The 26,251-nt window shown below is 51.6% G+C and carries 23 protein-coding genes and 1 pseudogene; 14 read left to right on the top strand and 10 right to left on the bottom strand.

Annotated features, from left to right (window positions below; genetic code table 11):
- Positions 1-83: 83 nt before the first annotated feature.
- The 3 genes from ACN6MW_RS12885 to ACN6MW_RS12875 form a co-directional block, all read right to left on the bottom strand.
- Positions 84-572, bottom strand: a complete 489-nt coding sequence (locus ACN6MW_RS12885) for a hypothetical protein (protein ID WP_364152171.1) — start codon at positions 570-572, stop codon at positions 84-86.
- Between the two features lie 147 nt (positions 573-719).
- Positions 720-1,223: a hypothetical protein gene (locus ACN6MW_RS12880; RefSeq protein WP_419875750.1), complete on the bottom strand. Its 504-nt coding sequence runs from the start codon at positions 1,221-1,223 to the stop codon at positions 720-722.
- A gap of 209 nt (positions 1,224-1,432) precedes the next feature.
- The gene (locus ACN6MW_RS12875; RefSeq protein WP_419875749.1) at positions 1,433-1,660 is read right to left on the bottom strand and encodes a hypothetical protein; all 228 of its coding nucleotides are present in this window, start codon (positions 1,658-1,660) and stop codon (positions 1,433-1,435) included.
- A 282-nt stretch (positions 1,661-1,942) separates the two neighbouring features.
- Here ACN6MW_RS12875 and ACN6MW_RS12870 point away from each other — a divergent pair, with 282 nt between their 5' ends.
- From ACN6MW_RS12870 to ACN6MW_RS12855, 4 genes and pseudogenes are all read left to right on the top strand, one after another.
- Positions 1,943-2,164, top strand: coding sequence for a hypothetical protein (locus tag ACN6MW_RS12870; protein WP_419875748.1), 222 nt, complete (start codon positions 1,943-1,945; stop codon positions 2,162-2,164).
- A 178-nt stretch (positions 2,165-2,342) separates the two neighbouring features.
- Positions 2,343-3,796, top strand: a pseudogene (locus ACN6MW_RS12865) (MATE family efflux transporter).
- Between the two features lie 181 nt (positions 3,797-3,977).
- Complete coding sequence (locus ACN6MW_RS12860; protein ID WP_419875747.1) at positions 3,978-4,511, top strand: YceI family protein; 534 nt, start codon at positions 3,978-3,980, stop codon at positions 4,509-4,511.
- Positions 4,512-4,704: 193 nt separating this feature from the next.
- Positions 4,705-6,702: a GTP-binding protein gene (locus ACN6MW_RS12855; protein ID WP_419875746.1), complete on the top strand. Its 1,998-nt coding sequence runs from the start codon at positions 4,705-4,707 to the stop codon at positions 6,700-6,702.
- 71 nt (positions 6,703-6,773) lie between these two features.
- On the opposite strand, the gene ACN6MW_RS12850 is transcribed toward ACN6MW_RS12855, so the two are convergent.
- Together ACN6MW_RS12850 and ACN6MW_RS12845 are read right to left on the bottom strand one after the other, a co-directional pair.
- Positions 6,774-7,346: a hypothetical protein gene (locus ACN6MW_RS12850; RefSeq protein WP_419875745.1), complete on the bottom strand. Its 573-nt coding sequence runs from the start codon at positions 7,344-7,346 to the stop codon at positions 6,774-6,776.
- A gap of 384 nt (positions 7,347-7,730) precedes the next feature.
- Positions 7,731-8,282 carry an NADPH-dependent FMN reductase gene (locus tag ACN6MW_RS12845; protein WP_419875744.1) on the bottom strand — a complete coding sequence of 184 codons (552 nt, stop codon included), beginning with the start codon at positions 8,280-8,282 and terminating at the stop codon, positions 7,731-7,733.
- A 667-nt stretch (positions 8,283-8,949) separates the two neighbouring features.
- Here ACN6MW_RS12845 and serS point away from each other — a divergent pair.
- Positions 8,950-10,230 carry a serine--tRNA ligase gene (gene serS, locus ACN6MW_RS12840; protein ID WP_419875743.1) on the top strand — a complete coding sequence of 427 codons (1,281 nt, stop codon included), beginning with the start codon at positions 8,950-8,952 and terminating at the stop codon, positions 10,228-10,230.
- Between the two features lie 71 nt (positions 10,231-10,301).
- Here the strand turns inward: serS and ACN6MW_RS12835 are convergent, their stop codons facing one another.
- The 3 genes from ACN6MW_RS12835 to ACN6MW_RS12825 form a co-directional block, all read right to left on the bottom strand.
- Positions 10,302-10,721, bottom strand: coding sequence for a DUF1284 domain-containing protein (locus tag ACN6MW_RS12835; protein ID WP_419876340.1), 420 nt, complete (start codon positions 10,719-10,721; stop codon positions 10,302-10,304).
- Positions 10,722-10,821: 100 nt separating this feature from the next.
- A complete protein-coding gene (locus tag ACN6MW_RS12830; RefSeq protein ID WP_419875742.1) occupies positions 10,822-11,340 on the bottom strand; it encodes a DinB family protein in 519 nt (172 codons plus the stop codon).
- Between the two features lie 62 nt (positions 11,341-11,402).
- Positions 11,403-13,706, bottom strand: coding sequence for an AraC family transcriptional regulator (locus tag ACN6MW_RS12825; RefSeq protein WP_419875741.1), 2,304 nt, complete (start codon positions 13,704-13,706; stop codon positions 11,403-11,405).
- Positions 13,707-13,851: 145 nt separating this feature from the next.
- Between ACN6MW_RS12825 and ACN6MW_RS12820 the strand changes: the two genes are divergently transcribed.
- The 6 genes from ACN6MW_RS12820 (at position 13,852) to ACN6MW_RS12795 (ending at position 21,407) form a co-directional block, all read left to right on the top strand.
- A complete protein-coding gene (locus ACN6MW_RS12820) occupies positions 13,852-15,381 on the top strand; it encodes an extracellular solute-binding protein (protein ID WP_419875740.1) in 1,530 nt (509 codons plus the stop codon).
- 208 nt (positions 15,382-15,589) lie between these two features.
- A complete protein-coding gene (locus ACN6MW_RS12815) occupies positions 15,590-17,140 on the top strand; it encodes an extracellular solute-binding protein (protein WP_419875739.1) in 1,551 nt (516 codons plus the stop codon).
- A 94-nt stretch (positions 17,141-17,234) separates the two neighbouring features.
- Complete coding sequence (locus ACN6MW_RS12810; protein ID WP_364152127.1) at positions 17,235-18,185, top strand: ABC transporter permease; 951 nt, start codon at positions 17,235-17,237, stop codon at positions 18,183-18,185.
- Between the two features lie 52 nt (positions 18,186-18,237).
- Complete coding sequence (locus tag ACN6MW_RS12805) at positions 18,238-19,113, top strand: carbohydrate ABC transporter permease (protein WP_419875738.1); 876 nt, start codon at positions 18,238-18,240, stop codon at positions 19,111-19,113.
- A gap of 19 nt (positions 19,114-19,132) precedes the next feature.
- Positions 19,133-20,251 (top strand): hypothetical protein, encoded by a 1,119-nt coding sequence (locus tag ACN6MW_RS12800; protein ID WP_419875737.1) that lies wholly within the window; start codon positions 19,133-19,135, stop codon positions 20,249-20,251.
- Positions 20,252-20,303: 52 nt separating this feature from the next.
- Positions 20,304-21,407, top strand: a complete 1,104-nt coding sequence (locus ACN6MW_RS12795; protein ID WP_419875736.1) for a glycoside hydrolase family 88/105 protein — start codon at positions 20,304-20,306, stop codon at positions 21,405-21,407.
- Positions 21,408-21,757: 350 nt separating this feature from the next.
- Here the strand turns inward: ACN6MW_RS12795 and ACN6MW_RS12790 are convergent, their stop codons facing one another.
- Positions 21,758-22,480, bottom strand: a complete 723-nt coding sequence (locus ACN6MW_RS12790) for an amino acid ABC transporter ATP-binding protein (RefSeq protein WP_419875735.1) — start codon at positions 22,478-22,480, stop codon at positions 21,758-21,760.
- Positions 22,473-23,894 (bottom strand): ABC transporter substrate-binding protein/permease, encoded by a 1,422-nt coding sequence (locus ACN6MW_RS12785; RefSeq protein ID WP_419876339.1) that lies wholly within the window; start codon positions 23,892-23,894, stop codon positions 22,473-22,475. Before ACN6MW_RS12785 ends, ACN6MW_RS12790 begins: the two co-directional genes overlap by 8 nt.
- Positions 23,895-24,271: 377 nt before the next feature.
- On the opposite strand from ACN6MW_RS12785, the gene ACN6MW_RS12780 reads away from it, so the two are divergent.
- The 3 genes from ACN6MW_RS12780 to ACN6MW_RS12770 are packed head-to-tail and all read left to right on the top strand — an operon-like array spanning position 24,272 to position 26,232.
- Positions 24,272-24,595: a hypothetical protein gene (locus ACN6MW_RS12780; protein ID WP_364152109.1), complete on the top strand. Its 324-nt coding sequence runs from the start codon at positions 24,272-24,274 to the stop codon at positions 24,593-24,595.
- Positions 24,565-25,389: a membrane protein insertase YidC gene (gene yidC, locus ACN6MW_RS12775; RefSeq protein ID WP_419875734.1), complete on the top strand. Its 825-nt coding sequence runs from the start codon at positions 24,565-24,567 to the stop codon at positions 25,387-25,389. Before ACN6MW_RS12780 ends, yidC begins: the two co-directional genes overlap by 31 nt.
- A gap of 18 nt (positions 25,390-25,407) precedes the next feature.
- A complete protein-coding gene (locus ACN6MW_RS12770) occupies positions 25,408-26,232 on the top strand; it encodes a sugar phosphate isomerase/epimerase family protein (RefSeq protein ID WP_419875733.1) in 825 nt (274 codons plus the stop codon).
- The last annotated feature ends 19 nt before the right edge of the window (positions 26,233-26,251 follow it).

Below are 26,251 nucleotides of genomic sequence, written 5' to 3'. Positions count from 1 at the left end.
CACGGAGTGACAAAAATCCTGTTTGTCCGCATATAAAAAAAAGGAGAAGCTTATGCGGCTCTCCCTTTTTTGAAATCCGTATTCTATGATTCGCGCGTAAACTGCTCTTCAAGAAGGTATTCTTCGGCTTCTTCATACGTCTCGAAGGCAGATTCGAGGTTAAGATCGGCATATAAATACCATAGATCTTCTTCGAAAAGCAGTGTTAGCACGGCATTGTCCGGACCGATCCAGCGTTGTTCCAGAGCCTGCTTTTTCTTTTTTTTCTTTTTCGATTCCGGTTTCTCCGGCGGTGCTATGGAAAGAGAGCTAATCGATTTCTCGATAATCGAGCGGAGCTCTTCCTCATTAAAGTCTCGAATATTTACGAGGCCCTTGTCGTCGGTTTCCACACCGGGCACAAGTCCGGCGAATACATAGCCGTTGCCATTCGGATGCAAATGGTGCACGACCGATTTTTTCTCATGGGCGCTCTCTTCATAATGGAAGTTAGTGCGGCCTAGAGAAACATCCTTTCGTTCCAATTCGGGAAAGGCTTCGATGATAGCGAGCTTTTGTTCAAAAGACAGCATATGTTTCCTCCTAAAGTTTGCGAAGCAAACCGCTTCGAAAGCATGGACCTAAAGTTTGCGAAGCAAACCGCTTCGAAAGCATGGACCTAAGTTTGCGAAGCAGCAGTCGCGATGCTTGTGATTATACCACATCGCAGGAGGCGACTGTTAGACATCCTTCTTCTTCATTAGAATGATCATGGCGCCGGCTAGAATGAATGCAATGGCGATAATCGGCTGGCTGAGCACGAATTTGTTGTAGAAGGAGCCGATTGAGAAGACAGCGAAGAAAAGCAGCGACAGCACGCTCAAAATGTTGATGGGGATAAGCAGCCATTTGTTACGGTTGCCGAACCAATAAAATTCGAACAAGCCGATGGCCACGGCGAGGATAAAGCCTGGCCACATATACACCCAGTTGTTGAATAACATGGCGATCTGGCAGACGACGCCCGCGATAAACAAAATACCGCCAGGGATGAGCAGTCCGACTCCTTTTCTGCCGACCATGGAGAAGTAGAGCCAGTGGAAAAAGAGTCCGAGCGGTATGACGAATAGCGATGGCCAGAAGTAGGCAAAGATTTTGCCCGGGCCGAACGTTTCGCCTTGGTTTAGAAATAAACAAGCACCGAGCAGCAGGAGGACAAACCCGCTAATTGTTCTTAAATTCATTGTTCAAAAGCACCCCTATCCACGTTTTATTAGCTGCTTTCAGCATAGCATAGTTAGAAAATAACTGTCCTCCTGCTGCAGGTAAAATCGGAAACTGGACTAAAGTCTAGTTTCCTCTACTCCGGATGGTTCGGTCTTGGAAAGGAGTAGAACCAAATGAGGAGGACGGGCAGCAAGGCAAGCGGCGTGCGGACAAGCAGCCGGTCCAACTAAAACAACGGATGCGAAGATGCTGCAAGCATCGTATCCGCAGCTGCCATGACGGCAGCGAACAGGCTGAGGCTGACGGACCAAAAAATAAGCTTGCGTGTTTTGCGGTAGAGCTGCCTCTCTGACTGGTTATAAATAAGCTTTGATGCCTTTCCCGCGGCAATGAAGGAAAAAATAACATATAGCATTAAAGCGCCGAGCTCCGAATGAATGAGCAGTGAATACATCGAAACAGCCTCCTGAAGAATTTGTTTTCTGCGTCTGCGGCTTTATAGAAGAAACCGTTTTCTAGTCGTTATTCATCTTATCGAGCCATCGGGAATTGAAAAGCCGCCGTAGGTCTGAACGAGGTCCTAGACCTGTGACGGGGGATGTTCGTCGAATGACCGCGAATGGAATCGAAAGCTACAAAAAGCGGAAATACTTCTTATAAAGCGACATTTTACACCTCTTGTTTAGTTCTATGAAAGCGCTATTATTAAGGTAATAAGAAGTAGGAGGTGAATAATATGAGCCAAGAAGAAGAAGTAGTTCAAGAAGGCGCGGAAGAGACCGCGGAACTCATTTCGGAAGAGGCTCCAGCGGAAGAAGCAATCGAAGCTGTTGAGGCTGAACTGGAAGAGGAAGAATCAGAAGAAGCGGCTGCTGCGGTAGAGGAAGATGCTGCAGAGGAAGCGGAAGAAGAGGCGGCTGAGGAAGAAGCTGCCGAAGAAGAGTCTGAAGAGCAATAATGATATCTATCATTTTAAATTATAAAGAGGAAGACTGTTTGGGGGCCGTTTCAACGGCGTCCGGACAGTCTTTTTTTGTGTTCGGGAACGCAGGCTTTATAAGTATGCGTTTACATCGGAGCTGCCAACATTTTATTCTCGTAAAAGCGTAATTCTAACGTGCAATAGCCCTCTCGATATGCTACGATACCTTGTGCTTTACTTTTCCTATTAGAAGAAGGTGACAACATGACAACGGCAGAAGCCGGTAAAGGACAGGGGCCGCAGGAGCAGAAGGGTATTAATTTATTTTTTCTGACATGGCCTATATTTTTGGAAATCTTTTTGTTTATGCTCATGGGAATCGCGGATACGCTTATGCTTAGCGCGATTTCAGACAATGCCGTATCCGGCGTCGGGGCAGCCAATCAATACCTGCATATCGCCATTTTGCTGCTGGAGGTCATCGGTAACGGGGCATCCATCGTCGTTGCGCAATATATCGGGTCTCGAAAGTTTATAGAAGCCGCAAAAATATCAGCGCTTGCCGTAACGCTCAATCTAGCGGTCGGGCTGCTTATAAGCTTAACGTTCGTGCTGTTTGGCGGTCAATTGCTGCAGACGTTGAATTTGCAGGGCGAGATCCTCGTCCATGCCAAAAGCTATCTATCGATCGTAGGCGGGATGATATTCCTGCAAGCGATTATTAACTCTATTTCGGCTATTATTCGCGTGCATGGCTTTACGAAGGAAGCGATGTATGTATCGCTTGGCATGAATGTCGTTCATATTATCTTAAACTATTTGCTCATATTCGGTAAGTTCGGCTTTCCGGAGATGGGCGTGCAGGGTGCGGCGCTGTCCTCGGTCATCAGCCGCGCACTAGCGCTGGCTGTATTCTTTTGGATGCTTTATCGCATTATGTCGGTAAGGGTAGAAATCAGCTATTATTTCACCTTGTCGAAGGAGTTTATCGCTAAAATTTTGAAAATCGGTATCCCGTCCGCACTGGAGCAGGTGATGTACCAAGCCTGTCAAATGGTTTTCTTGTATTATGCGACTTATCTAGGCGCAGCCTCCCTCGCAGCCAAAAATTACGCGAATAACATTTCGATGTTTACGTATTTGTTTGCTTTTGCGATCGGCATGGGTACGTCGATTATCGTCGGCCGGCTTGTCGGGGCAGGCGAGCAGACGACAGCCTATCACCGGGTTTGGAAAAGCGTGCGCTGGGCAAGCGGCGTCACCTTATTCGCTGTCCTGCTCGTCATCGCGTTCCGCGAGCCGCTGATGCGAATGTTTACGGATGACGAGGAGATAATCCGGCTAGGGGTGCAGGTTCTGCTTCTGAGCATCGTGCTGGAGACAGGGCGTACGATCAACATCGTGCTCGTGAACTCCTTGCGCGCATCAGGCGATGCCAAGTATCCGCTCTGGGTTGGCATGTTCTCGATGGTGGCGATGAGCCTGCCGCTCGGTTACTTTTTCATCTTTGTATTGGATTTAGGTTTGGCCGGCATTTGGCTGGCGATTGCGGCGGATGAATGGCTGCGCGCGTTTATTATGTTTTTCCGCTGGCGCAGCAGAGCTTGGGAGAAGCATGCGCTCGTCAAGCGAGAGCAAAAGGATACACCGGCGGTTTTGCACGGATAAATGCCGGCGGACAAAAGGGACACCCAGGAAGTTATTTAACTTCTGCGGTGTCCCTTTTTTTATAAAAATATATTTGACAATTATGTGTCTAATCACTAAAATGAAAATATACATAATAAAAGTTAGTACATTGTAAAAAGTAAGTAAATTTAAGTTATGCAATCATAGGAGGAATTTTAACATGGCAAAATCACAATGGATCGTTGACGCGAGTCACAGCAGTATTGATTTCTCGGTAAAGCATATGATGATCGCAAAGGTAAAAGGCTCTTTTCACGCTTTTGAAGCAAATATCGTGGCAGACGCGCATGATCTGACTTCCGCGGACATTCAGCTTACCATCGACCTGAACAGCGTAGACACACGCAACAAAGACCGTGACGCGCATCTTCGCACCCCTGATTTCTTCGATATCGAGAAGCATCCGTCCCTCGTCTTCACATCGACGGCAATTACGAAAACAGATGACGGCGAGTATTACGTTGTCGGCGACGTGAGCCTGCACGGCGTCACGCGTTCCGAGAAATTTGCCGTCAGCTTCGAGGGCGCGGGCAAAGATCCATGGGGCAATGAAAAAGTGGGATTCAGCGCAACGGGCAGCCTAAAACGCAGCGATTACGGCTTAACTTATAACGCAGTGCTGGAAACGGGCGGCGTTCTCATCGGCGATGAAGTGAAAGTCTCGATTGATATTGAAGCGATCCAACAAGGCTAACTATAAAAGGTGCTTATTTTCACCGCAAAACGGCTTATCCGGGCAATGGCTGGGATAGGCCGTTTTTTTGTTGGGTCTCCCTTTGATTTGGCCGTATTCGCCGCTGAGAAAGGCGGCATCCGATTACCCTTGCTGGAAGGCGCTTTCAGCGTTAGGATAAGGAAAGGATCAGGAGTAAAGGGAGACTTGCAAAATGGAGACGATGGCTTCGAAACCTATACGGAACATTGGAATATTCGCTCATGTCGATGCGGGGAAGACGACAACAACGGAACAGATTTTATACCGCAGCGGCCGTATCCGGTCACTTGGCAGCGTTGATGCAGGCACGGCGCAGACGGATTTTCTGGAGGTAGAGCGCTCCAGAGGGATCTCGGTGCGTGCTGCGGCTACACGTTTTTCTTGGCAGGGCGTGACGGTTAACCTGGTGGACACGCCCGGACATGTCGATTTTCTGTCCGAGGTGGAGCGGTCGCTGCGCGTTATGGACGGTGCGGTGCTGATCCTCTCGGCGGTCGAAGGCGTACAAGCTCAAACGGAGGTTATTTGGCATGCCCTGCGGGAAAGGAACATTCCAACTCTCATATACGTGAACAAGATGGACCGCATTGGCGCGGATCCGCAGGGAACGCTTAAGCAAATTAGGCGTTTGCTATCGCCTCAGGCAGCGCCTGTTCAAGCGCCTATCGGCGCAGAGGACGGCTTTGGCGGCGCAGTAAGCGCGCTTGGTCTAAGTCCTGACGATTCGGAGGATGCAAAGGGTTATTTGCAGCTGCTGGAGGAAACGGTGGCTGAGCTGGAGGAGTCGCTGCTTCTTCACTACTTGGACAACGGCACGCTGCCTAGGGAGGAGCTGATCCAAAAGCTGCCTGCGCTTACGCAAAACGGAGAATTGTTTCCTGTCCTTTTTGGCGCGTCCAGCAAAGGAATGGGAATCGAACCGCTCATTCAGGCGATGGTAACGCTCCTTCCCCCGCCGCTTGCCGCCTTGAACGGACCGGTATCAGGCGTTGTCTTCCGAATGGAGCGCGATGCGGCAATGGGGAGAATCGCCTATGTGCGCTTATATAGCGGCGTCTTGCGCAATCGTGATTACGTACGCAATGAAACGCAGCAGCTGGAAGAAAAAATAACGCAGATCCGCAAAATCGACGGGCAGAAGGCCGAGGATGTCGGGCTGCTGGAAGCCGGCGACATTGCTGCCGTTTGCGGCTGGAACCACGCGCGCATCGGGGATATTATCGGCTGCGCGGATCATGTGCCCGGCGAGACGCGGCTGGCGGTGCCGCTGCTTACCGTTCAAGTGAAGTGGAGCAATGAGGCGGAATATCCGGCAGTCGTTGCGGCGCTGCAGGAGCTGGCGGATGAAGACCCGCTGCTGGATTTGCAGTGGCTGCAAGAGCAGCGCGAGCTGCATCTCAAGGTGATGGGTCCGATTCAGATTGAAGTTCTGACCCATCTGCTGAACAATCGGTATGGCTTGAAGGTTGAATTCGGTCAGCCCTCTGTCATTTACAAAGAAACGCCTGCCCAAATAGGCGAGGGTTTTATTGCTTATACGATGCCCAAGCCATGCTGGGCCATTCTGCGGTTCCGCATCGAGCCTGGCGAACGCGGAAGCGGACTAACCTACAGCGCGACGGTCCGTTCGGAGCGCCTGCTCGAACGCTATCAGCATGAAGTAGCCCGCAGTGTGCCTGAAGCGCTGCAGCAGGGGCTTTTTGGCTGGGAAGTAACAGACCTGAAGGTGACGCTCATCGAGGGGGAGCATCATGTATGGCATACGCATCCGCTTGATTTTGCGCTAGCAACGCCAATGGGCATTATGGATGGCTTATCGCATACCGGCGTGAAGCTGCTGGAGCCGCTGCTCTCGTTCCGCCTCTCGATTCCCGAGGAGACGGGCGGTAAGCTTATGAATGAATTGATTCTGATGCGGGGCGAGTTTGATACGCCGGTCGTCAGGCAGGAGCGAATGGAAATCGAAGGAACGCTGCCGGTAGCGACATCGCTTGATTTCCCTGCCAGGTTCGGTTCCCTTACGAAGGGGAGAGGCGCCTTGGCGACCTTCTTCGCGGGCTATCGCGAATGTCCGCCGGATGTGAAGGCAGAGCGGGTGCGCAGGGGCGTAAATCCGCTGGATCAAGCGAAATATATTTTAGCCTTTCGAAATGCGCTGTCCAGCTCTTAAATGGCATGCAAATAACCGCGGCAAGCACGCTATGTGCTTGCCGCGGTTAATTTTCCCCTTAAGCAGCTCCGTTATCGACTCGCATTAATCGGCTCCGGATTAACGGCAATGATGCCGTAAGCCTGAGGCTTCTCCGCCGATGCGCCGAACCAAAGCTCGCCATCGCCGACCATTACGCCTTGATCCCGGACGAACAGGTCTTCGACCTTCTGGGCCTCTAATGCCTCCTTTACGGACGGGGTTATGATCTGATCGTATTTCTCTATGAATTCTTCCTTTGATTTGACCGCATAGGGTATTTCTCCGTTTACTTGCAGCGGCAGCAGGATTAGCTCTGCTACGGCATCCTTCTCATTTGCGGCCACAGCCGCTTTTGCAATCTCGAACATTTTGATAAAAGCCGCGGGATCGTCAATGCCTGCTGCCGCGAAGGGGTTTTCCTCCACATTGCGGGCATTTGCTGCTTCAGCTTCATTCGTAGGCATGATTGTGGCGCTGTCCAGATTGGTGCCGGGCGCGAGTTCACTCGTACCCGTCTGTCCGCAGCCGGCGAGCAATGTCATAGCTATGCCGAAAACGGCAAAAGCCGCGAACCCTTTCTTTTTGCGTTTGGCATGCGGTAACGTCGTCATCGTATGCAGCATAATGACCTCCTTCAAGCATGGCAGACTTATTCCGTCTGTCATTTATCTTTTCACTGTATTGTAAACCAGCCGTAGTATTTTCAACCAAAAATCGTAAAAATGCCTCCTCAACAGAGGAGTGCTAAGTAACACTAGGTATGACTATTTTGCGAAAAACTCTGCGGATACGCTTGATAAGTGAAGGAAGATATGGAAGAAATGCGATACCAGACGGATATCTACCGAACCTCGGGATAGCGTGGCAGGCAAAATCGTCATAAAATGCTGAGCATTAGAGGGCAACAAAAAAGGCATACCCCTGCTTTAAGTACGCAATTGTACTTAAAATGAGGGTACAGCCCTTGTTGTTGTCTTGCGTGTGCTTTCTGCCTCAAACCGCAGCCTTTAGTTTCCTCTTACCTGCGCGGCAAGCTCGAGGAAGGAGAGGGCAGCGCGATGGATCCGGTCATTTATCCCTTGGCCGCTGCCTTCGTAATCGGCAAATCCGTCAGCGAGCTCGTTCCGCTGCGCACCGCCGATGGAGACCCAATCCGGCGAGTTGATTCCGTGGAGATTGCGCACGATGGATTGCAGCTGCAGCAGCGAGCTGGTGCCGACGGCGCCTCCGGAGGAGCTCATGGACAGCACGGCTTTTCCGCGAAAATGCTCCTGCCCGAGGAAGTCCAGCGCATTTTTGAGCACGCCGGAAAGGCTGCCGTGGTACTCAGGCGTTGACAGTACGACGCCGTCAGCTTGCAGCATGGCTTGCTGAAGCGATTGGACGGTTGCATGGTCAAAGCCTATTCCTTCAGGAGAATAAAAAGGAAGCGGCGTTTCAAATAAATCAAACAGCTGGACCTGATGGCCTTTTTTTGAAATCAGCTGCCCCACATTGACCGCGAGACGCGTGCTGGTTGCGGATTTTCGGTTGCTTCCTGTTATGATTACGATTTTCATGATACTCTCCCTTTCGTCGTTCCCTTTTATTGACTCTATCGTATCACTCCAGATGCAAAAAAACGTCCGCAATAGGACGTATTTCAACCTAAAAGAGCATTCAACCATTGGCTGATGTTCTACGACAATAGTCTTATGCATTCAATAAGTCCTTGTTTCACCGCATGCTTTAATACCTTATGCACCCTGGCCGTCAAAGATCATTTGACTGATTTAACGTTTCTGCTATCGTTTTGAGTGTGGTTAGCTCCTGCACATGCGAATCATGCATCACGTCATCCATTCCTCTCGTCCAGTCGTTATGGTACGTGTATTATTCGTGAACGGGCAGAGCAAACCCTTCCCGTAAAGCATATGTATACCATAAACAGGGAATCCTATAATTCTGCACTGTCCCTTGTTTTCATTCCTGTTCCTGTGCTATAGTACTCTAAATTAATAATCGGATCACGCCAGTGAAGAGAATCCAACTCGGAGGCGTTCTCGTCAAGGGGAGGGCTGAGCCTTCCCCCTAAGTTTACCGGGCCCGCCCGTTATCGCGGAGCAAAGAGGATTGGGCAGCAGCGGCTGTTCGGTCAATTTGGGTGGCACCGCGAGTACAAAACGCTCCTCGTCCCATAGGGATGAGGGCGTTTTTTGTATTTTCATAAAAAAGGAGCGCGGTGTCATGTTAGACATGAAATGGATTAGGCAAAATGGCGGGCAGGTTCAGACGGTGGCCGATCAGAAGGGAATTCGGCTCTCGGTTGCCGAACTGCTGTCGCGGGATGAGAAGAAGCGTTTGCTTCTTCAGGAGACGGAGGCTTTGCGGGAAACGCGCAATAAGCTTTCGCAGCATATTGGCATGCTGATGAAGCAGGGAGCGGAGCAGGAGGCGGAGCAAGCAAGGCAGGAGGCAAAGGAGACAAATGAGAAGCTGGGCGCAGCGGAGACGGAGCTTGCGAATGTCGAGCATCAATTGGCAGAGCTGCTCGCGCTGGTTCCTAATATCGTCTCGCCAGACACGCCGGTCGGATACTCGGACGAGGATAATGTGGAGATAAAGCGGTATGGCGAAGCGCCAAGCTTCGGATTCGAGGCCAAGGACCATATGGCGCTCGGCGAGCTTCATGGTTTGGTCGATGTCCAGCGAGGCGTCAAAGCTGCGGGCAGCCGCAATTATTACCTCAAGGGAGCGGGCGTTCTGCTCCATCGCGCGGTCCAGCAGCTGGCGGTTGATTTATTGTTGCAAAAGGGCTTCACGCTGCTGGAAGTTCCGTTAATGGTTCGCACGGATGCGATGAGCAACACCGGGTTCTTCCCGCTGGGCGAGGATCAGACCTTCCGGATCGCGAACGACGAGAAATGGCTGGTCGGAACCTCGGAGGTGCCGATGGTCACTTATTATGCCAATGAAATCGTAGAGGCAGAAAAGCCAATCAAGCTTGCCGCGGCCTCGACCTGCTTTCGCAGCGAGGTCGGCTCGGCAGGCAGGGATGTCCATGGCTTATACCGCGTACACCAGTTTGCGAAGGTAGAGCAGGTGATCCTATGCAAAGCAGAGCCGGAGCTGTCGGAGGCGATGCTGCAGGAAATAACGGCGAATGCCGAGGAGCTGCTGAAGGGCCTGGAGCTGCCTTACCGGGTTATGGCGGTATGTACCGGCGACATGTCGCAAAAGACGTATAAGCAATACGATATCGAAACGTGGATGCCGAGCCGTCAAGCCTATGGGGAGACGCATTCGTCGTCGAACTTGCATGATTTTCAAGCGCGCCGCTCGAATATCAGGTATCGTGCCGGGGACGGCACATTAAAGTTCTGCCATACGCTCAACAACACGGCGGTAGCCAGCCCGCGCATATTGATTCCGCTCCTCGAAAACCATCAGGAGGAGGATGGCTCGATTCACATACCGGCAGCTCTCCAGCCCTACATGAAGGGCTGGAAGCGGCTCGTTGTTAACTGAATGATAAAAAAATGCGGTAAGGAACGGTGCAAATACATGCCGTCCTTACCGCATTTTTTCTCGAATGCCTATTACGCTCCGACCTTTGGCAGAGGTTTGCCTCCGGTGAGCAGCCCGACGCCTTCGGCGCATACGCCGTATTTCTCCCACGGGCAGGTCGTGCACAGCCGGCTGATATCTTCCGGCACCATGGACGCTGCCACCCGGCTGCATAGGGAGCTCCAGCTTTCCTTAGTGCCTGCAAGAAGCCCAAGCTTCTTTAATACCGCTTCATCCAAGCCATAGACGGTGCCCTCGCAGTGGTTGGCTTTGTCCGGCGGGTAGGCTCTGCAAACATCGTCAGGTCCGGTTATGATTTCCACTTCCGTTTGAGGCTCCTTGCGAAGCGTCTCATAGATCGCGGTCATATTGGCGCAAAAATCAACCGAATACCCCATGCCCCGGAAGCCAAGCAGACAAAGCAGATGATGCCCTCGCAATCGTATCGCCATCAACGTACCGCGCTCCTTATCCCAACATAAATATGTTAACCATTTTAACACAATACTTGGTTTACATATACAATGGATTGTCGGGCAGGAACCGTAAAGGCTATTTGGCTAAATATTTTTCGTGAATGATTTTCAAGTGATGCAGCTCATGTCCGGCAATGATATAGGCGATAGCCCTCACGGAAACGTCGCCGCCGTTCGATACGCCGATGCGAAGCCAAGCTTCGTCTGTCAGCCCGCGCAATAAAGCAAGCGTGGATTTACGAACGGATATGTAATCCTCAATGATTTGGGCCAAGCTCCAGCTCTTGAACGAAGCGCCGCTCATAAATTCATCCTGGTCGTAACCCGCGAGCGGCGTCCTGTCGCCGCGAGCGGCCCGCAGCAGGCGATAAGCCATGACACGCTCATTGTCGGAGATATGGCCGATTACTTCCTTCAGCGTCCATTTTCCTTCCGCATACCGGTAATCAGCCTGCGCCTCCGGAATATCGGAGAGCAGCTCCGTCGTGCTCGCAAGCTGCTCCGCGAGTAATGCCGTTACGTCGCCTTCGCCTACCAAACCAATGTATTGCTCATGAAAAGGAAAGTATTCCTCTATTGACGGTCGATTTGCCATACGTCCAGCCTCCATTCATTTTGAAGAGTATAGCACAGAATCTCCCAAACTTAATTGCTATTTTAGGCGTTTCGCCTTTTATCGCGATATTGCCCGGGCGTAATGCCCTCCTGCTTGCGGAAGGAGCGGATAAAGTTTTGCGGATTGTTGTAACGAAGCAGCGCGGCGATGTCCTTGACGGGTATTTCGCTGTCCGCGAGCCATTTCTTCGCCATTTTAAAACGGTACATGGACAAATACTCGCTAAAAGAATGGCCCGTCTCCTTGCGGAATACGCTGCTCAAATAGTTGGCATTGTAATGCAGGCGCGAGGCGCATTCCTCCAGCGTGAGATCCGTATCATACCGATGCTGCACGAGATCGATAATTTTCTCCGATATATTGTGATACTGCTCTTCCTGCCGGTCCTTGAATATTTTGATCATCGGATAGACGACCTTCGTCCAGAACCAATCGTCGATTTCCGTTGAAGTATGCAGCTCGAGCAGCTCTTTGAGCAGCGGGCCTTTCATCGGATGGAGCTGGCTCATGCTTATTCCTGATTCCTGCATCACAATCAGCAGATTGTTAAGCAGACGGGCAAGCGGGATTTGATATTCCTGAGGGGAAAGCTCGACGGCGAATACCGCTTGCAAAAAGGCGCGAAGCAGCTCCTTGGATTTATCCTTCTCCGCCAGCTTCACCGCATCCATCAGTTCATTCTCGATAGGCGCCGGATAGTTGAGATTCAAATAATGCTTTCCTTCGTTCACATTCTCATATTGAATGATGATTCCTTCGCCTAATTTCATGCGGTGCTTAAGCGCTTCAAGGCCCTCCCTGTATGCCATTGCAAGCGCGGCGAATGAGCGGAAAGGCAGGCTCATGCCAATGCTGACCTGCACGTTAAGACAGCTTGCAATCTGCTGCTGCAGATGCTCGGTAAGCGCATATTGGGCGCTGCTAAATTCGTCTAAATCATACGCTGTGCTGCCGATGATCGTCACAATGGTTTGATCCATGATGATCGGAGCCAAGCGCTGCTCGTACGGAATGAGCTCCTCGATCATGTTATGCACCGCGAACAGGAGCAGCTCGAGGTCGTTTTTGGAGTAACGGCTGTTTTCGAGAAAGTCGATTTGCAGCGTGATCGCGGCCATCGTTTTCCATTCGGCCAGCTGCGTGCCATAGCCGAACTGGGTCAGCTTCTCGGTCATTTCACTCTGCCTGACCTGGCCTTGGAAGGCTTTCATGAAGAAAAAGGTGCGTACCTGATGAATATGCTGCTGCAGCTCTTTCTCAAGCTCGGTCTTGGATTGAAACAGATGCGTAACACGCTCGCCAATCACTTGAAACTCGTTTGTTTTCCGCTTCTGAATGTCCGTCAGCCGCTCGCCGATTTGATTCAGCAGCAGCTGAATCGGCGAATACATGCGGCGCGAGCCAAGCCAAGCCAGCAGCATCGAGAGCAGAAGCATGAATACACATACATAAAGCGTATACGTGCCGATTTTCGTGGACTCCTTCGTCATGCTTGCAATGGAGGTTGCCGATAAATAGATCCAGCCATTGAGCTCGGAGCGGTAATAGGTTACCGAATAATCCTTCTGGTCGACGGTTTCCGTATATTGCCCGGAGGGCTCGGTGAACTGGGCTGCATGCAGCCCGCTTACCGTGACGGACTTGCCGACGAGCGAAGGGTCGGGATGAAGCAGGATACGGTATTGGTCATCCAAAATCATGATCGAGGATAACGGGTCGTCATCGCTCTCCAGCAGCTCCTGCAGGCTGCAGGTCGGAATGTTGGCGACCGCCAGGCCGTATTTCTCAAGGCCGTTCGTGGGAAGCCTCTTCACGAGGCTGATGCTGTAGCTGCAAGCCGCGCTTCCCGCGGATTCCTCGCTATAAAACCAGCTGGACGGATTCAGCACCCAGGAGGTGCCTTCGGGCACTTGCATCAAGCCGGACAGCTCCTCATAATAAGCGTATTGCCGGAAGGAGTAGAGCCCGGAATTTTTAATCATCCAGTTATGCCGCTCGTTAATCAGCACGACATCCTCCAGCTTCGTATCGAACGACTGCATATGCCGGATTTCATTGCGCAAATCGTCGTACATCACGAATTCGTTTACGGTAAGCGGCTGGTTCATCGCTTTTTTCAGCACCGTCGAGTTAATGACCTGATTCAGCGTATGGTTGACAGTCGTCAATTTCTGCTCTACATTTGATTTAATTTGCATAATCAGCTGCATTTTTCCTGCATTTACATTTTTCTGTATTTCATTGGATGAGGTCACGTAAGAGAATGCGCCGATAAAAATAACCGGAAGCGTGCTGAGCAGAAAGCCAAAGATCGTCATCTTGCCTAAAAAAGTTAAGGACCGCACAGCTACCAACACCTTGTCGAGGAATAAGAAAGCTTTAGCTTTATTTTAGTAAACGCATACATTTAGAGCAATAATCATCTGGCTTGCAGATAATCATTTCCTTAGATTATGGGGAGAAAAGGCTGATTAGACAAGGGGGCTGCCTATGAGCAACCGTTCGCTAAGCGCAAAGCTGTCCATGAGCTGCCGTTTTATTGCAGCGCTTCTTATCCTTTTGCTGAGCGCTTCATGCGCGGCATCATCTACGCCCGATAAGGACAAAAACGACCATGCCGTGACAACGATCTCGATTATGGCGCCGCTGCATTTTCCTCACCCGCCAAGCGCGGAAATGCTGGCCCGGCTCGAGGAGCTGACTAACGTAAAGCTGGATATAAACTGGGTTCCTGACGGTATCTATACGGATAAAATGAACACGGCGCTCTCCACCAACTCGCTGAAGAAAGCAACCTTTGTGAAGCACACCGATTATATTTTTGTCAAAAACGCGATTCGTTCCGGCTCATTCTGGGAGATTGGGCCTTACCTCGAGCAGTTCCCGAACCTGCGGCATCTTAGTTCCGACATTCTGGGACAAGCCGCTATTGACGGCCGTATTTACGGGCTTTACACGGAGCGCCCGTCATCGCGCCAAGGCATTATTATTAGGGAGGATTGGCTGGATGAGCTCCAGCTCGGCACGCCGGGTACGATCGAAGAGCTGTATGAGGTGATCAAGCAGTTTACGCTGAAGGACCCGGACCGCAATGGGCAAAACGATACTGTAGGGCTGGCGGATCGCAACGATTTGGTGTTTGGCGCTTTTAAGACGCTGAGCTCCTATTTCGGGGCGCCTAACAACTGGGGCGTTGTCGATAATAAGGTCATTCCGGAATTTGAAACGGCCCCGTACATGGACACGATGAACTTTATGAAGCGGCTGTACGACGGGCAGTTGATGAACGCGGACTTTGCCGTGACCAGCAAGGATATGCAGCGCGACAAAATCATCAGGGGCACTGCCGGCGTTTATATAGGCAGCATGACTGACGTGCAGCGGCTGTCCGATGAAGCAAAGCGGATAAATCCCAAGGCGCGCTTCACGCTGGTCAACCGGATTCAGGGACCGGAAGGCTACCGCGTCTGGTCGATTCCGAACTATAACGGGCTGTATTTATTTTCGAAAAAAGCGATTCGGACGGAAGAGGAGCTGCTGGCGCAGCTTGCTTTCTTCGATCGCACGATGGATAAGGATACGGCCAATCTGATGCGCTACGGAATAGAGGGCAAGCATTATCGCATGGATGGCGATCAGATTCAGCTGCCGGAGGAGACGTCGCAGCTTCGCGTCACCGAAGTGAATGCCCTCTATTCGCTTATGATTGCCGATCTGAGCAATCCGAACCTGCTCAAGGTAGCGGAGCAGGAGACGATGTGGGAGCTGGCGGAGCGGCTCAGCGCCGATAACGATAAATTTATCGTGAAGGATCCCACGATCGGGCTAGAATCGAAGACGTACGACGAGAAAAGCATGGAGCTGTACAAAATCATTTCGGATGCGACCTATAAATATATACTCGGGCAAATTAGCGCCGAGGGCTTCTATCAGGAAGTTGACCGTTGGAAGCGCAGCGGCGGCAGCCTGATGATGAGCGAGTACACGGCGGCTTATCTCGGGAAGCAGCCCAATGGATGAAAGGCAAAGAGAGCAGGGTGAAGCTTAGGCTTATCCCTGCTCTCTTTTTGTTTTGCTGCGGAAAGTGTCATGAGCACTAGCAGTAATCATTAGCTCAGGTACGTCTTAAACGGGCGGTCATCGATGCAAATGATTGTTTCGGCACTCCAAATAGGCATGGTAGCTTGAAGGGGAAGCAACCAAAACGATATATGGAGGTCAACGCGGTATGAAGAAAAAATCGTTTTCGATTCTGATGGGCGTGGTTTTGACGTTTAGCTTATTGCTTGCTGCCTGCTCGGGCGGCAACAATGGCGGCAACCAGCCGGCACCAAGCGACGACAGCGGGGCTAAGACGGAAGAAACGGCTAAACCGGCAGAACCGGATAAGCCAACCGAAATTACGATCATGCTTCCGCTCAACATTGCTGAGACTCCGCCGGATACGATTAAGAATGAGCTGGAGAAGCTGACCAACACGAAGCTGACGTATCAATTTTTCCCGGCCGATACGTATGAGGAGAAGCTGAACGCTTCCTTTGCAACGGGATCGCTGCCGCAGGTGACGTATTTGAAAAACCAAGCGACCTTCGTCCAAATGAAGGAAGCGATTCGCGAAGGCCAGTTCTGGGAAATCGGGCCTTATCTTAGCGAGTTCCCGAATCTAAGCAAGCTGAAGGAAGAAATTTTAAATAATACGAAGGTGGACGGCAAGCTTTATTCGGTGTATATCGGCAGGCCGCTTGCCCGCCAAGGGATGATTTACCGCAAGGACTGGGCGGATAAGCTGGGCATTGCCGCACCGGCTAACGTAGATGAGCTGTTTGCGATGATGGAGAAATTCACGACCGGCGATCCGGACGGAAACGGCAAGCCGGATACGATTGGCTTAGCCGACCGCAACGATCTTATTTACGGCGCTTTTAAAACCGTAGCCGCTTGGTTCGGAACGCCAAATAACTGGGGCGAGAGGGACGGCCAGCTCGTGCCTGACTTTACGACGCCGGAATATGCGGCAACGATGGATTTTATCAAGAAAGTGCGTGATGCCAAAGCGATGAATGTCGACTTTGCGGCAACCAGCAAAACAGATCAAGTCAACATGTTCACAAGCGGCAAGGCGGGCGTATATATCGGTTCCATGCAGGATGTGGACTCCTTGGTGAAGGACCTAGTCAAAAACGTGCCGACAGCCGTTGTCGATACGCACAGCATGGTTGCCGGCCCGGACGGGAAAACGGCATCCTGGTCCATTCCCGGCTACAACAATGTCGCTTTGTTCCCTAAGTCCGCAATTAAAGACGAAGCGGAGCTGAAGAAGATTTTGGCCTTCTTCGATAAGCTGATGACGCCGGAAGTGGCGAATATGATGTACTGGGGCATCGAAGGCACGCATTACACGGTAGTGGACGGCAAAGCGAAAGCATCCGAGGACAAAGAGCTCACGGAGCGCGAGGTCAAAGGCTTCAAGGACAGCGTCATCGGCGAGCCGGAGACGAACGGCATGTACGAGGGCTTCCACGAGCTGCCCGCACGGATCCACGCAGAGCAGCTCATAGTGGAGAATGCGAAAATCGCCATTGCTGATCCAACGGCGCCGCTTGACTCTGCCGCATATACGGAGAAGGGCACGGAGCTTCAAGAAATCATTAAGGATGCGACGTACAAATACATTTACGGTTCAATCGATAAAGCGGGCTTTGACAAGGCGGTCGAGGATTGGAAGAAGCGCGGCGGCGCTCAAATTATCGAGGAATACAACGCAGCCTACAAGAAATAAAAACCGCGCCATCGCATCCGCATGGTCGTGACCATTGGAGACTGCCCGGCCAGCCTGGCAGTCTCCCAACCTCCCGTGGAAAGGAAGAAGCGCTATGCAAGAAACGGTTATTCAGCAGGCAAGGATCCCTCAGCCCAGAACAAGCGAGCTTAAGAAACGGCTTTGGAAAAACAAATGGCTCTATGTCATGCTGCTGCCGGGAGTGTTCTTTTTTATCGTATTCAAGTATGTTCCGATGTTTGGACTCGCTATCGCCTTTCAGGATTATAAGCCGTTTAAGGGCATAGGCGGAAGCGGCTGGGTGGGATTCAAGCATTTCGAGCGATTGTTTACGGAGCCGGATTTTATAAACATTTTGACCAATACGCTGCTGTTGTTCGGTATGAACCTATTATTCTTTTTTCCTGTTCCGATCGTATTAGCGCTTATGCTGAACGAGGTCCGATCGTCTTTTTTCAAAAGAACGTTTCAGACGCTCGTCTATTTGCCTCACTTTATGTCATGGGTCATCATTGTGTCCATCAGCTTCGTCATGCTCACGTCGGACGGCGGTATCGTGAACGAGCTGCTTGCGTATTTTGGATTCGAAAAAATCAATTTCCTGCTCAGTCCCGAGTGGTTTAGACCGACGTATATCATCCAAGTCATCTGGCGGGAAGCGGGTTGGGGAACAATCATATATCTGGCGGCAATCGCCTCCGTAGACCCCGGCCTTTATGAAGCGGCGCGTATGGACGGGGCCGGCCGTTTGAGGCAGGTATGGCATATCACGCTTCCTGCGATCCGCAGCGTCATCATTATTTTGCTCATATTGAAAATTGGCGACGTGCTGGAGCTTGGTTTCGAGCATGTGTACCTGCTGCTGAATTCGATGAACCGCGATGTTGCTGAAATTATTGATACTTATGTGTATACGGCAGGGCTGAGGCAAGGACAGTTCAGCTACAGCACGGCGATCGGCTTCTTCAAATCCTTTATCGGACTCGTGCTGGTCATGGCGGCGAATAGACTGGCGAAGAAGATGGGCGAGGAGGGCGTGTATTAAATGACGGGCATTGGGAGGACCGATTGCTACGCAAACGTTAGGGGGATTCCGCATGGTAGAGGATAAAACGCTCAGCGGCCGGCTTTTTTCCATTGTGAACTTTACGCTTCTCGCTATTATCGCGCTCGTTACGGTGCTGCCGTTCCTGCATGTCGTTGCCGGTTCGTTCACGACCAGCGCCGAGATGGCGGTGAAGAAATTTATTTTGGTGCCGACCCTATGGAGCTTTGATGCGTATAAGTTTATTTTCTCAACCGATACGATTTTTCGCGCCATGGCCGTCTCGACCGGCATTACGTTATTCGGCACCGTGTTCAGCATGTTCACGACGGCTTTAATGGCGTACGGCTTGTCGCGGAGGGATTTGGACGGACGCAAGGCGATTATGTTCCTGGTCGTATTCACGATGCTGTTTAGCGGGGGGCTTATACCGACCTTTCTCGTCGTGCGGGAGATGGGGCTGATCGATAACTATGCGGCACTCGTGATCCCGTCGGCGATAAGCGCGTTCAACTTAATTATTTTGAAAAACTTTTTTCAAAATATCCCCGAAGGACTGGAGGAGTCAGCAAAAATTGACGGCTGCAGCGATTTTGGCATTCTGTTTCGCATTGTATTGCCTTTATCGATGCCAGCCATCGCTACGATATCGTTGTTCTACGCGGTAACGTATTGGAACACTTATTTGAGCGCAATCCTGTATCTGGATGACAGCGCCAAATGGCCGATTCAAGTGCTGCTCCGCCAAATCGTGGTGCTCGCAAGCGGCCTCGATTACAGCTCCGACCTGGATGCTGCGGTACCGCCGCCGGATCAAACCGTGAAGATGGCCGTTATCGTGGTGGCCACGCTGCCGATTCTGATCGTGTATCCCTTCCTGCAAAAGCATTTTGCCAAAGGCGCGATGCTTGGATCGATAAAAGGCTAACCATGGGGGCGAAGTCCGTATGTTAATGGGAAAGCAAAAGGCTCAGGAGCTGCTGCTGGACATGGAGAGCTTGTTCGCGGAACTGTTGAACTGGCTCGAAGGCCAGTATGATAGTGCGAGCGGGGGTTTTTATTATGCACGCAGCTCCCGTCTGCTTCAAGGACGCAGGCCGGATATCGAATCCACGGCACAAGCGCTTAATATGCTGGAACGGTCGGGGCTATTGATGGTTATGCCGGAACGGATAAAGGCGAATATGCTCCATTTCTTCCGAAGCAGGCAGGATGAGATGTCGGGATACTTTTATGACGATGACCCCGCTATGCGCGAGGATGAGGTTATGGTGGCGCGTGCGTTGAGCTACAGCACGAACGCGGTCCGCAAGCTGGGCGGCAGGCCTGCCTACCCTTTGCCAAAAGAAAGGGAGAGCGCTCCAGGCTATATGCAATCGGCGGATTCGTATTCTCGGTGGCTGCGCGGGGTTGATCTTAGCAACAGCTGGCGCGGCTGTGACCGGCTGGCTTGCTCGCATGTTTACTTGCAGCCATTGGAGCCGCCGGTCCGGGAGACGTATACTCATACGGCATTTCAGTTTTTTGAAGAGATACAGGATCAGGAAAGCGGGTTATGGGGAGAAGGCTCCATGTATGTCCGCATTTCTGGCACGTTTAAGCTGCACACCTTTTACGGCGCTTTTCAGAGGCCGATGCCTCGAAGGGACCGGATGTATGCTAGCCTTTTGACGGGACTGCGGCATGAGCAGGCAAGCGACATGTGCTACATTCGCAATCCGATTCATTTATTGTCTTATATTCAGCCGCCAATATCGGAGGAAGAACTGATCTTCATTCTGCGGACGACGCTCCTTAACCTGAGCAAGCTGCTCCGCATGGACGGCGGCTTCTCGCGCGAGCTGGCCCGCTCGCCTTCTGCGCCAAATATCGCTCAGATCAAGGACGGGCCCGATTATCCCGATAGGCCGAAGCCGGTTTATTTGAGCGAAGGAAAAGCGGAGGGCGACATGAATGCGGCTACGCAGGCGCTTCTTATCCGCTCCTTATGCCATAAGCTAGCGGGAACGGAGCCGCCGTCTTTGAGAGAGAAGCAGCTTAGCTCATTTTATGATTCGTTTAAATAACGCACGCGGTTGTTTGAATTTAGCAGGAGAACGGAAAGGGGATTTTTGGGGAATGCAGAATGATGAAAGAATGTCGCCGATTGCATGGGCGAGAGCCGCCTGTGATTCTTTAATGGAGAGCTATTTGCCGGAAGAGCTTCCCCCTGCGGGAAGATGGCACTATCATCAAGGCGTGTTTCTTTGCGGAATGGAGATGCTGTGGCAGGCGGAGCAGGACGAACGCTATGCGGTTTATATAAAGCGCTATGCAGATAAGCTTATCGACGACAACGGCAACTTTGAGTTTGCGAGAGACGAGCTGGATGCGATCCAAGCCGGCCTGCTGTTGTTTAGGCTGGACGAGGGCGGGGAGGAACGCAAATACCGAATCGCGGCGGATAAGCTCCGCAGCTTATTCGATACGCTGCACCGCACCTCGGAGGGAGGCTTTTGGCACAAGGATAAATATGCCTATAATATGTGGCTGGACGGCTTGTACATGGGCGGCGTATTTGCGCTGAAATATGCCAATGCTTACGGAGACGAGTCACTGCGCGGCATGGCGCTGCATCAAGAACGGCTGATGCGGCGTTATATGCGGGATGAGAAGACAGGGCTGCTGTATCACGCATGGGACGAGAGCCGGCAAATGCCTTGGGCAAATGCCGAGACGGGCTGCTCGCCTGAGTTTTGGGGGCGGTCCCTCGGTTGGTACGGACTTGCCGTTGCCCAGTTTCTGGACGAATTAAAAGAAGGCGAAGCGGGGCGGGCGGAGCTTGAGGCCGTGCTTGCCGACTTCGCGGCGTCGCTCATTCGGTATCAGGAAGCGTCGGGAGGGCTATGGTATCAGATCGTGGATAAAGGCGAGCTGGAGGATAATTGGCTGGAGACCTCTTGTACTTGTTTGTTCGTCTACACGCTTGCACGAGCGTATAAGCTTGGTCTTGTAGGCAATGACGGTTTGGCCGCGGCGAAGCGCGGGTTCGAAGGGCTGGTGCGCGTCGTGCAGCGCGATGAGCAGGGACGCTTTGTTCTCCCGGATATTTGCATCGGCACCTCGGCCGGCGATTACGAGAACTATGTGACGAGGCCGACCAGCAGCAACGACCTGCACGGCGTCGGCGCTTTCGTCATGGCCTGCGTCGAGATGGAGTCGCTGCTCGGCGAGCAGGAGTAGCAGGCAAAAAAAGCTCTGCGGTTAGGATAACCGCAGAGCTTTTTCTTATTATGGGATGCTGCCTTGCAGCAGAGAGGTGACTCGCGGTACTCGGTTCATTCACTCGCGTGCGGAAATATGAATCCACTGCCTACGTTGTACTTAATACAGCGAAAAAGACAAATGAAGGCTGGCCGTTGAGCTGCATTGTACTTTGTACAACCTAGCAGGCGCTTGGACCCGCAAAGAGAGGCATAAACCGAATTCCCTCAAATCAAGTGTATAAACTGCAAGGTAGAATCTCCCGTCAGACTGACTGCACACTTTCTGCTGTAGAAACTACATTGTACGAGTAATGGATAATCCTTACCTTAAAGCACCTGCTCCAGAAACCGTGCGGCACGGTCGCTTTGCGGCTTCGTGAAAAATTGCTCGGGCTTGGTGCGTTCAACCAGCTTGCCGTCGTCGAGGAAATAAATCGTATCCGCGGCTTCGCGGGCGAATTTCATCTCATGCGTGACGATCAGCATGGTCATGCCGCTGTCTGCCAGACTGCGGATAACGGTGAGCACTTCTTTTACCATTTCAGGATCAAGCGCCGAGGTCGGCTCATCGAACAGCATAATGTCGGGCTCCATGGCAAGGCTTCGGGCGATGGCCACGCGCTGCTTCTGCCCGCCGGACAAGCGGGAAGGGTAGCTGTCCGCTTTGTCTGCAAGACCAACGCGCGCGAGCAGCTCCTTCGCCTTGGTACGAGCGGCTTCGGTCGGCATCCCTTTAACCTGGATAGGAGCAAACGTAATATTATCGATGACGGTCATGTGCGGAAAAAGGTGAAAATGCTGAAACACCATGCCGATCCGCTGGCGGACGCGGGCGATATCGGTTTTGGGATCGGTAATCGCTGTGCCTTCTATGGTAATCGTACCGGAGGTCGGCGTCTCCAGCATATTGATGCAGCGAAGAAAGGTGGATTTGCCTGAGCCCGACGGCCCGATCAGGGCGACAACCTCTCCCCGTTCTACTGTCGTGGTGATCCCCTTCAGTACTTGGTTTTTGCCGAAGGCCTTTGTTAAGTCTGTAATATTAATCACTGCGGCGCAGCCTCCTTTCAAGCTTACGGGCAAACGAGGTCAAGATGAGCACTAGCACGTAATAAATAGCGGCAATAAACAATAAAACCTCGATGGACCGGAAGGTGTCCGAGCGGACAACGTCTGCGCGGCGCATCAAATCGGATACCCCGATGACGGATACAAGCGACGATTCCTTCAGCAAAGCAACGCATTCATTCACGAGCGCCGGCAAAATCGTACGAAGCGCCTGCGGGAAAATAATGCGGATCATCATCTTCCGATAGGGAACGCCGAGCGCAATCGCCGCTTCCCGTTGGCCTTTGTCGACAGCCATAATGCCGCCGCGAATCGTTTCGGACAAATAAGCAGCGGAATTGAGGCCAAAGGCAAGCCCTGCCGCCATCAGCGCAGGAATATCATAATTGAACAGCTGCGGCGTGGCGTAATAAATAATGGTGAGCTGTACCAGCAGCGGCGTACCCCGGAATACGGAGGTATACGCGGTAGCGAACCACTCAAGCGGCTTGATGCCGGATATTTTGAACAGTGACAAAATCGTTCCCCACACGAGTCCGAACAAGGCGGAGACAAGCGTGAAGAGAAGCGTAACGTATACGCCTTTTAAAATGTAAGGGATGTAACCGTTGAGCGTGCTGAAATCGATATTTAAGCCCAGCAGCGAACGGGATTCGTCCTTCTCCTCGGCAAACCATTGCTGCACGATTTCATCCAGCTTCCCGTTGTCCTTCATTTCTGCGAGAACGCCGTTAAATTCGGCTACGATGGCTGATTTCTTCGGGAAGGCAATCGCATAGCCGTTGTCCGCGGATTCGGCTGGCAGGAAGTTCATGACCAGCTCCGGATTAGAGTTAGTCATCTCGACTGCTACGGCATCCTCAACAATGGCTGCGTCGATGCGGCCGGAGTTCAGCTCTTGAATTAGATCGGGTATTTTATTGAGCTTCTTCAGAACGGCGCCTTCGATCGTTGCTGCATAAAGATCCTGCGTGGATCCAAGCTGTGTCCCGACCCTTTTCCCTGAGAGCGATGCTTCCGTCTCGAGCGGCGCGCCTTTTTTGGATACGATGGTATTGCGTGCTGCGTAATAGGTATCGGAGAAATCAATGCTCTGCTTTCGCTCCTCCGTAGCGGACATTGCGGACATTACGAAGTCCACGCGGCCGGTTTGGAGCGCGGCGATAAGACCATTGAAATCCATGTTCGCGATTTCCAGTTCATAACCAAGCTGACTGGTGATATACTTGGCTACATCGATATCTAAGCCGACGATTTCACCGCTGCCTTTGGCATCTACGCTTTCGTAGGGCGGATAATCGGCAGACGTACCCATGACGAGCTTCTTTTTCTGGCCGGAAGCGGGGGCATTAGCTGCGCTCTCTGCGCTCACGGAATATGAGCTTTGTTTGCCCATCGGAAAGGCTTGTCCTAGTGCTACAAGCAGGACCGTGAAGGTAATGAGCGAGAAATAAATGATTTTGAGTCTTTTTCGATTCATGTTGTCCTCTTTCCCTGAGTTGATCTCTAGACTATGGATAGGCTGCAGCATACGAGGCTGACTGCATCTGCAACTTAGAAATTATATGGTGTTCGCTATTCATTTGTAAATAACCAAGAAGAACGGATTTGTAACATCTTTGTGATTTCAGCAGTCGAAATTGGATGAGAATTACTGTTATAATATCCAGATAGAATGAAATCTATTTTGTTTTGTGGAAATCATTGCAAACGAAACGGTTTACGAAGTAAGTCGTATAGAAAGCAACACGACGATGAAAGGAGGTGAATACATTGTTCGAGTTTGAACTGCATGATATTATACCGTATCTGATTTCAATCAGCCTTCTATGTTCCTTGGCTTTTGCTTATGCGTCGCATCTGCATTCGGGGGCATACGAATACTGGGAGCGGGACCAAGTTGTAAAAGTTTTGTATATTGCGATGCCTCAAGTGCTGATTCGCACCGTGCCGCTGCATCATTGGCTGGCCAGGAAAGTAAAGCGGAAGGAATCGCCCGATGACGACATAGCAGATTGCAACGCCTCGTTTGTTGCGCCATTTTCAAACAAACGAGGAGGATTTTTATGCAAACGAACAATGTATTCCCTTCAATAAAATATGGACGGCTAATGATAATCGGCATGATGCTGGCAGGCTTGCTTTTGGTGAGCGGCTGCAGCACGGCCAGCGGCACGATCGATGGGGATACGCCCGGTTTATTCAATCATTATGTTATTTATCCGCTTTCCGCAACGATTCAATATTTAGCGGATTTGTTTAGCGGAAATTACGGCTTTGCGATTATTGGCATTACGCTTATTATTCGGCTTGTGCTGCTTCCGCTCATGATGCGTCAATACCGCTCGCAAAACCAAATGAAAACGAAGATGGCGCTGCTGCAGCCAGAGCTTAAACAGCTGCAAGAGAAGTATAAAAACAAGTCAGATGCGGATTCCAAGCAGAAGCTGCAGCAGGAAACGATGCAGCTGTATCAGAAGCATCAAGTGAATCCGCTCGCGATAGGCTGCTTGCCGATGCTCATCCAAATGCCGATCCTGATGGGCTTATACTCGGCCATCAAGCTGACGCCGGAACTGGCGGACCATTCCTTCCTTTGGTTTAAGCTTGGCTCGCCGGATATCGTGCTTCCGATTATCGCGGCGATCGTTTATTTTGTACAGTTCAAGGTATCGCAGACGACGCAGCCTAACGCCAATGCCGCACAGCAGAAGCAGCTCGCGTTCATGGGGTATTTGTCCCCGGTTCTAATGGGCGTATTCGCTCTGTCGGCGCCTGCCGCTATTTCGTTGTATTGGGTAACGGGCGGTGTGTTCATGATTGCGCAATCCTATCTAGCCAAAAAAGTGTACGCGCCTAAGGTGGATGTCGCACTGGAGGGCAGCGTCTAATATGAAGGAGTCGATCAGATGTCAGTCGGTGTTCTTGCCCATTTATTCGGAAGCCTGCCTTACCGGGAGCTTGCGCCAAAAGTAGCGGGAAGCGGGTTCAGCCATGTGCAGCTCGCTTTATGGAAGGCCATCAGCGATGTCGATTTCAGCAAACCGGGCAATCTAAGCCCGGGGCTGGCGAATGCGATCGGCGAGCAATTCGATAAGCATGGCGTTTCGATTTCGGTACTCGGCTGCTACGTTCATTTGTTTGAACGGGACGAGGAACTGCGCTGCGTGAACGTGAACCGCTTTAAAGAGCTGCTGCGCTATGCCAGATTTTTCGGGGCGCCGATGGTGGCTGCGGAAACCGGGCGCAACGAAGGCGGAGACTACACCGACCGTGACTGGTCAATCATGAAAGCGACGCTTGAGGAGCTCACCGAGGAAGCCGAGAAGTGGGGCGTCTTTGTCGGGCTGGAGGCTGCCAACGGCCATTTGGTCGGTACGGCTCCCGAGCTTGCGCGAATGCTGGAGGAGGTCCCTTCCTCCAATATCGGCGTCGTCATCGATCCCGGCAACCTGCTGACGGCTGCGAATTTTGCCAAGCAGGACCAAGTTATCGCAGAGGCGTTCGAGCTGCTCGGCGACCGGATCATTGCGGCTCACGCGAAGGACCGTTATTTGCTCGAGAACGGCGAGCTGGGAACGTCGACAGCGGGCCTCGGCGACATGAATTATGAGCTTTATATGAAGCTTCTCAATCAATACAAGCCGCATGTGCACATCATTATGGAGGAAGCGAAGGAGCATCAAATGGCGCAGTCGAAGGCGTATATTGATGCGATTCGCGGACGTATGTAAAAGTAAGAGATGATTTCTG

Origin of the sequence: Pristimantibacillus sp. PTI5, assembly GCF_048572955.1 — a bacterium.
GTDB lineage: Bacteria > Bacillota > Bacilli > Paenibacillales > Paenibacillaceae > Pristimantibacillus.
Note: the sequence above shows the minus strand (reverse complement) of the source record. Positions and strands in the feature narration are given on the sequence as shown.

What these genes read in the sequence shown, in the direction of transcription:
- ACN6MW_RS12800 (WP_419875737.1), top strand. Translation starts at nt 19,133, where the DNA reads ATGTTAATGGGAAAGCAAAAGGCTCAGGAGCTGCTGCTGGACATGGAG.
- ACN6MW_RS12820 (WP_419875740.1), top strand. Translation starts at nt 13,852, where the DNA reads ATGAGCAACCGTTCGCTAAGCGCAAAGCTGTCCATGAGCTGCCGTTTT.
- ACN6MW_RS12860 (WP_419875747.1), top strand. Translation starts at nt 3,978, where the DNA reads ATGGCAAAATCACAATGGATCGTTGACGCGAGTCACAGCAGTATTGAT.
- serS (WP_419875743.1), top strand. Translation starts at nt 8,950, where the DNA reads ATGTTAGACATGAAATGGATTAGGCAAAATGGCGGGCAGGTTCAGACG.
- ACN6MW_RS12875 (WP_419875749.1), bottom strand. Translation starts at nt 1,660, where the DNA reads ATGTATTCACTGCTCATTCATTCGGAGCTCGGCGCTTTAATGCTATAT.
- ACN6MW_RS12805 (WP_419875738.1), top strand. Translation starts at nt 18,238, where the DNA reads ATGGTAGAGGATAAAACGCTCAGCGGCCGGCTTTTTTCCATTGTGAAC.
- ACN6MW_RS12835 (WP_419876340.1), bottom strand. Translation starts at nt 10,721, where the DNA reads ATGGCGATACGATTGCGAGGGCATCATCTGCTTTGTCTGCTTGGCTTC.
- yidC (WP_419875734.1), top strand. Translation starts at nt 24,565, where the DNA reads ATGCAAACGAACAATGTATTCCCTTCAATAAAATATGGACGGCTAATG.
- ACN6MW_RS12810 (WP_364152127.1), top strand. Translation starts at nt 17,235, where the DNA reads ATGCAAGAAACGGTTATTCAGCAGGCAAGGATCCCTCAGCCCAGAACA.
- ACN6MW_RS12795 (WP_419875736.1), top strand. Translation starts at nt 20,304, where the DNA reads ATGCAGAATGATGAAAGAATGTCGCCGATTGCATGGGCGAGAGCCGCC.
- ACN6MW_RS12870 (WP_419875748.1), top strand. Translation starts at nt 1,943, where the DNA reads ATGAGCCAAGAAGAAGAAGTAGTTCAAGAAGGCGCGGAAGAGACCGCG.
- ACN6MW_RS12850 (WP_419875745.1), bottom strand. Translation starts at nt 7,346, where the DNA reads ATGCTGCATACGATGACGACGTTACCGCATGCCAAACGCAAAAAGAAA.
- ACN6MW_RS12785 (WP_419876339.1), bottom strand. Translation starts at nt 23,894, where the DNA reads ATGGGCAAACAAAGCTCATATTCCGTGAGCGCAGAGAGCGCAGCTAAT.
- ACN6MW_RS12885 (WP_364152171.1), bottom strand. Translation starts at nt 572, where the DNA reads ATGCTGTCTTTTGAACAAAAGCTCGCTATCATCGAAGCCTTTCCCGAA.
- ACN6MW_RS12855 (WP_419875746.1), top strand. Translation starts at nt 4,705, where the DNA reads ATGGAGACGATGGCTTCGAAACCTATACGGAACATTGGAATATTCGCT.
- ACN6MW_RS12815 (WP_419875739.1), top strand. Translation starts at nt 15,590, where the DNA reads ATGAAGAAAAAATCGTTTTCGATTCTGATGGGCGTGGTTTTGACGTTT.
- ACN6MW_RS12770 (WP_419875733.1), top strand. Translation starts at nt 25,408, where the DNA reads ATGTCAGTCGGTGTTCTTGCCCATTTATTCGGAAGCCTGCCTTACCGG.
- ACN6MW_RS12830 (WP_419875742.1), bottom strand. Translation starts at nt 11,340, where the DNA reads ATGGCAAATCGACCGTCAATAGAGGAATACTTTCCTTTTCATGAGCAA.
- ACN6MW_RS12845 (WP_419875744.1), bottom strand. Translation starts at nt 8,282, where the DNA reads ATGAAAATCGTAATCATAACAGGAAGCAACCGAAAATCCGCAACCAGC.
- ACN6MW_RS12880 (WP_419875750.1), bottom strand. Translation starts at nt 1,223, where the DNA reads ATGAATTTAAGAACAATTAGCGGGTTTGTCCTCCTGCTGCTCGGTGCT.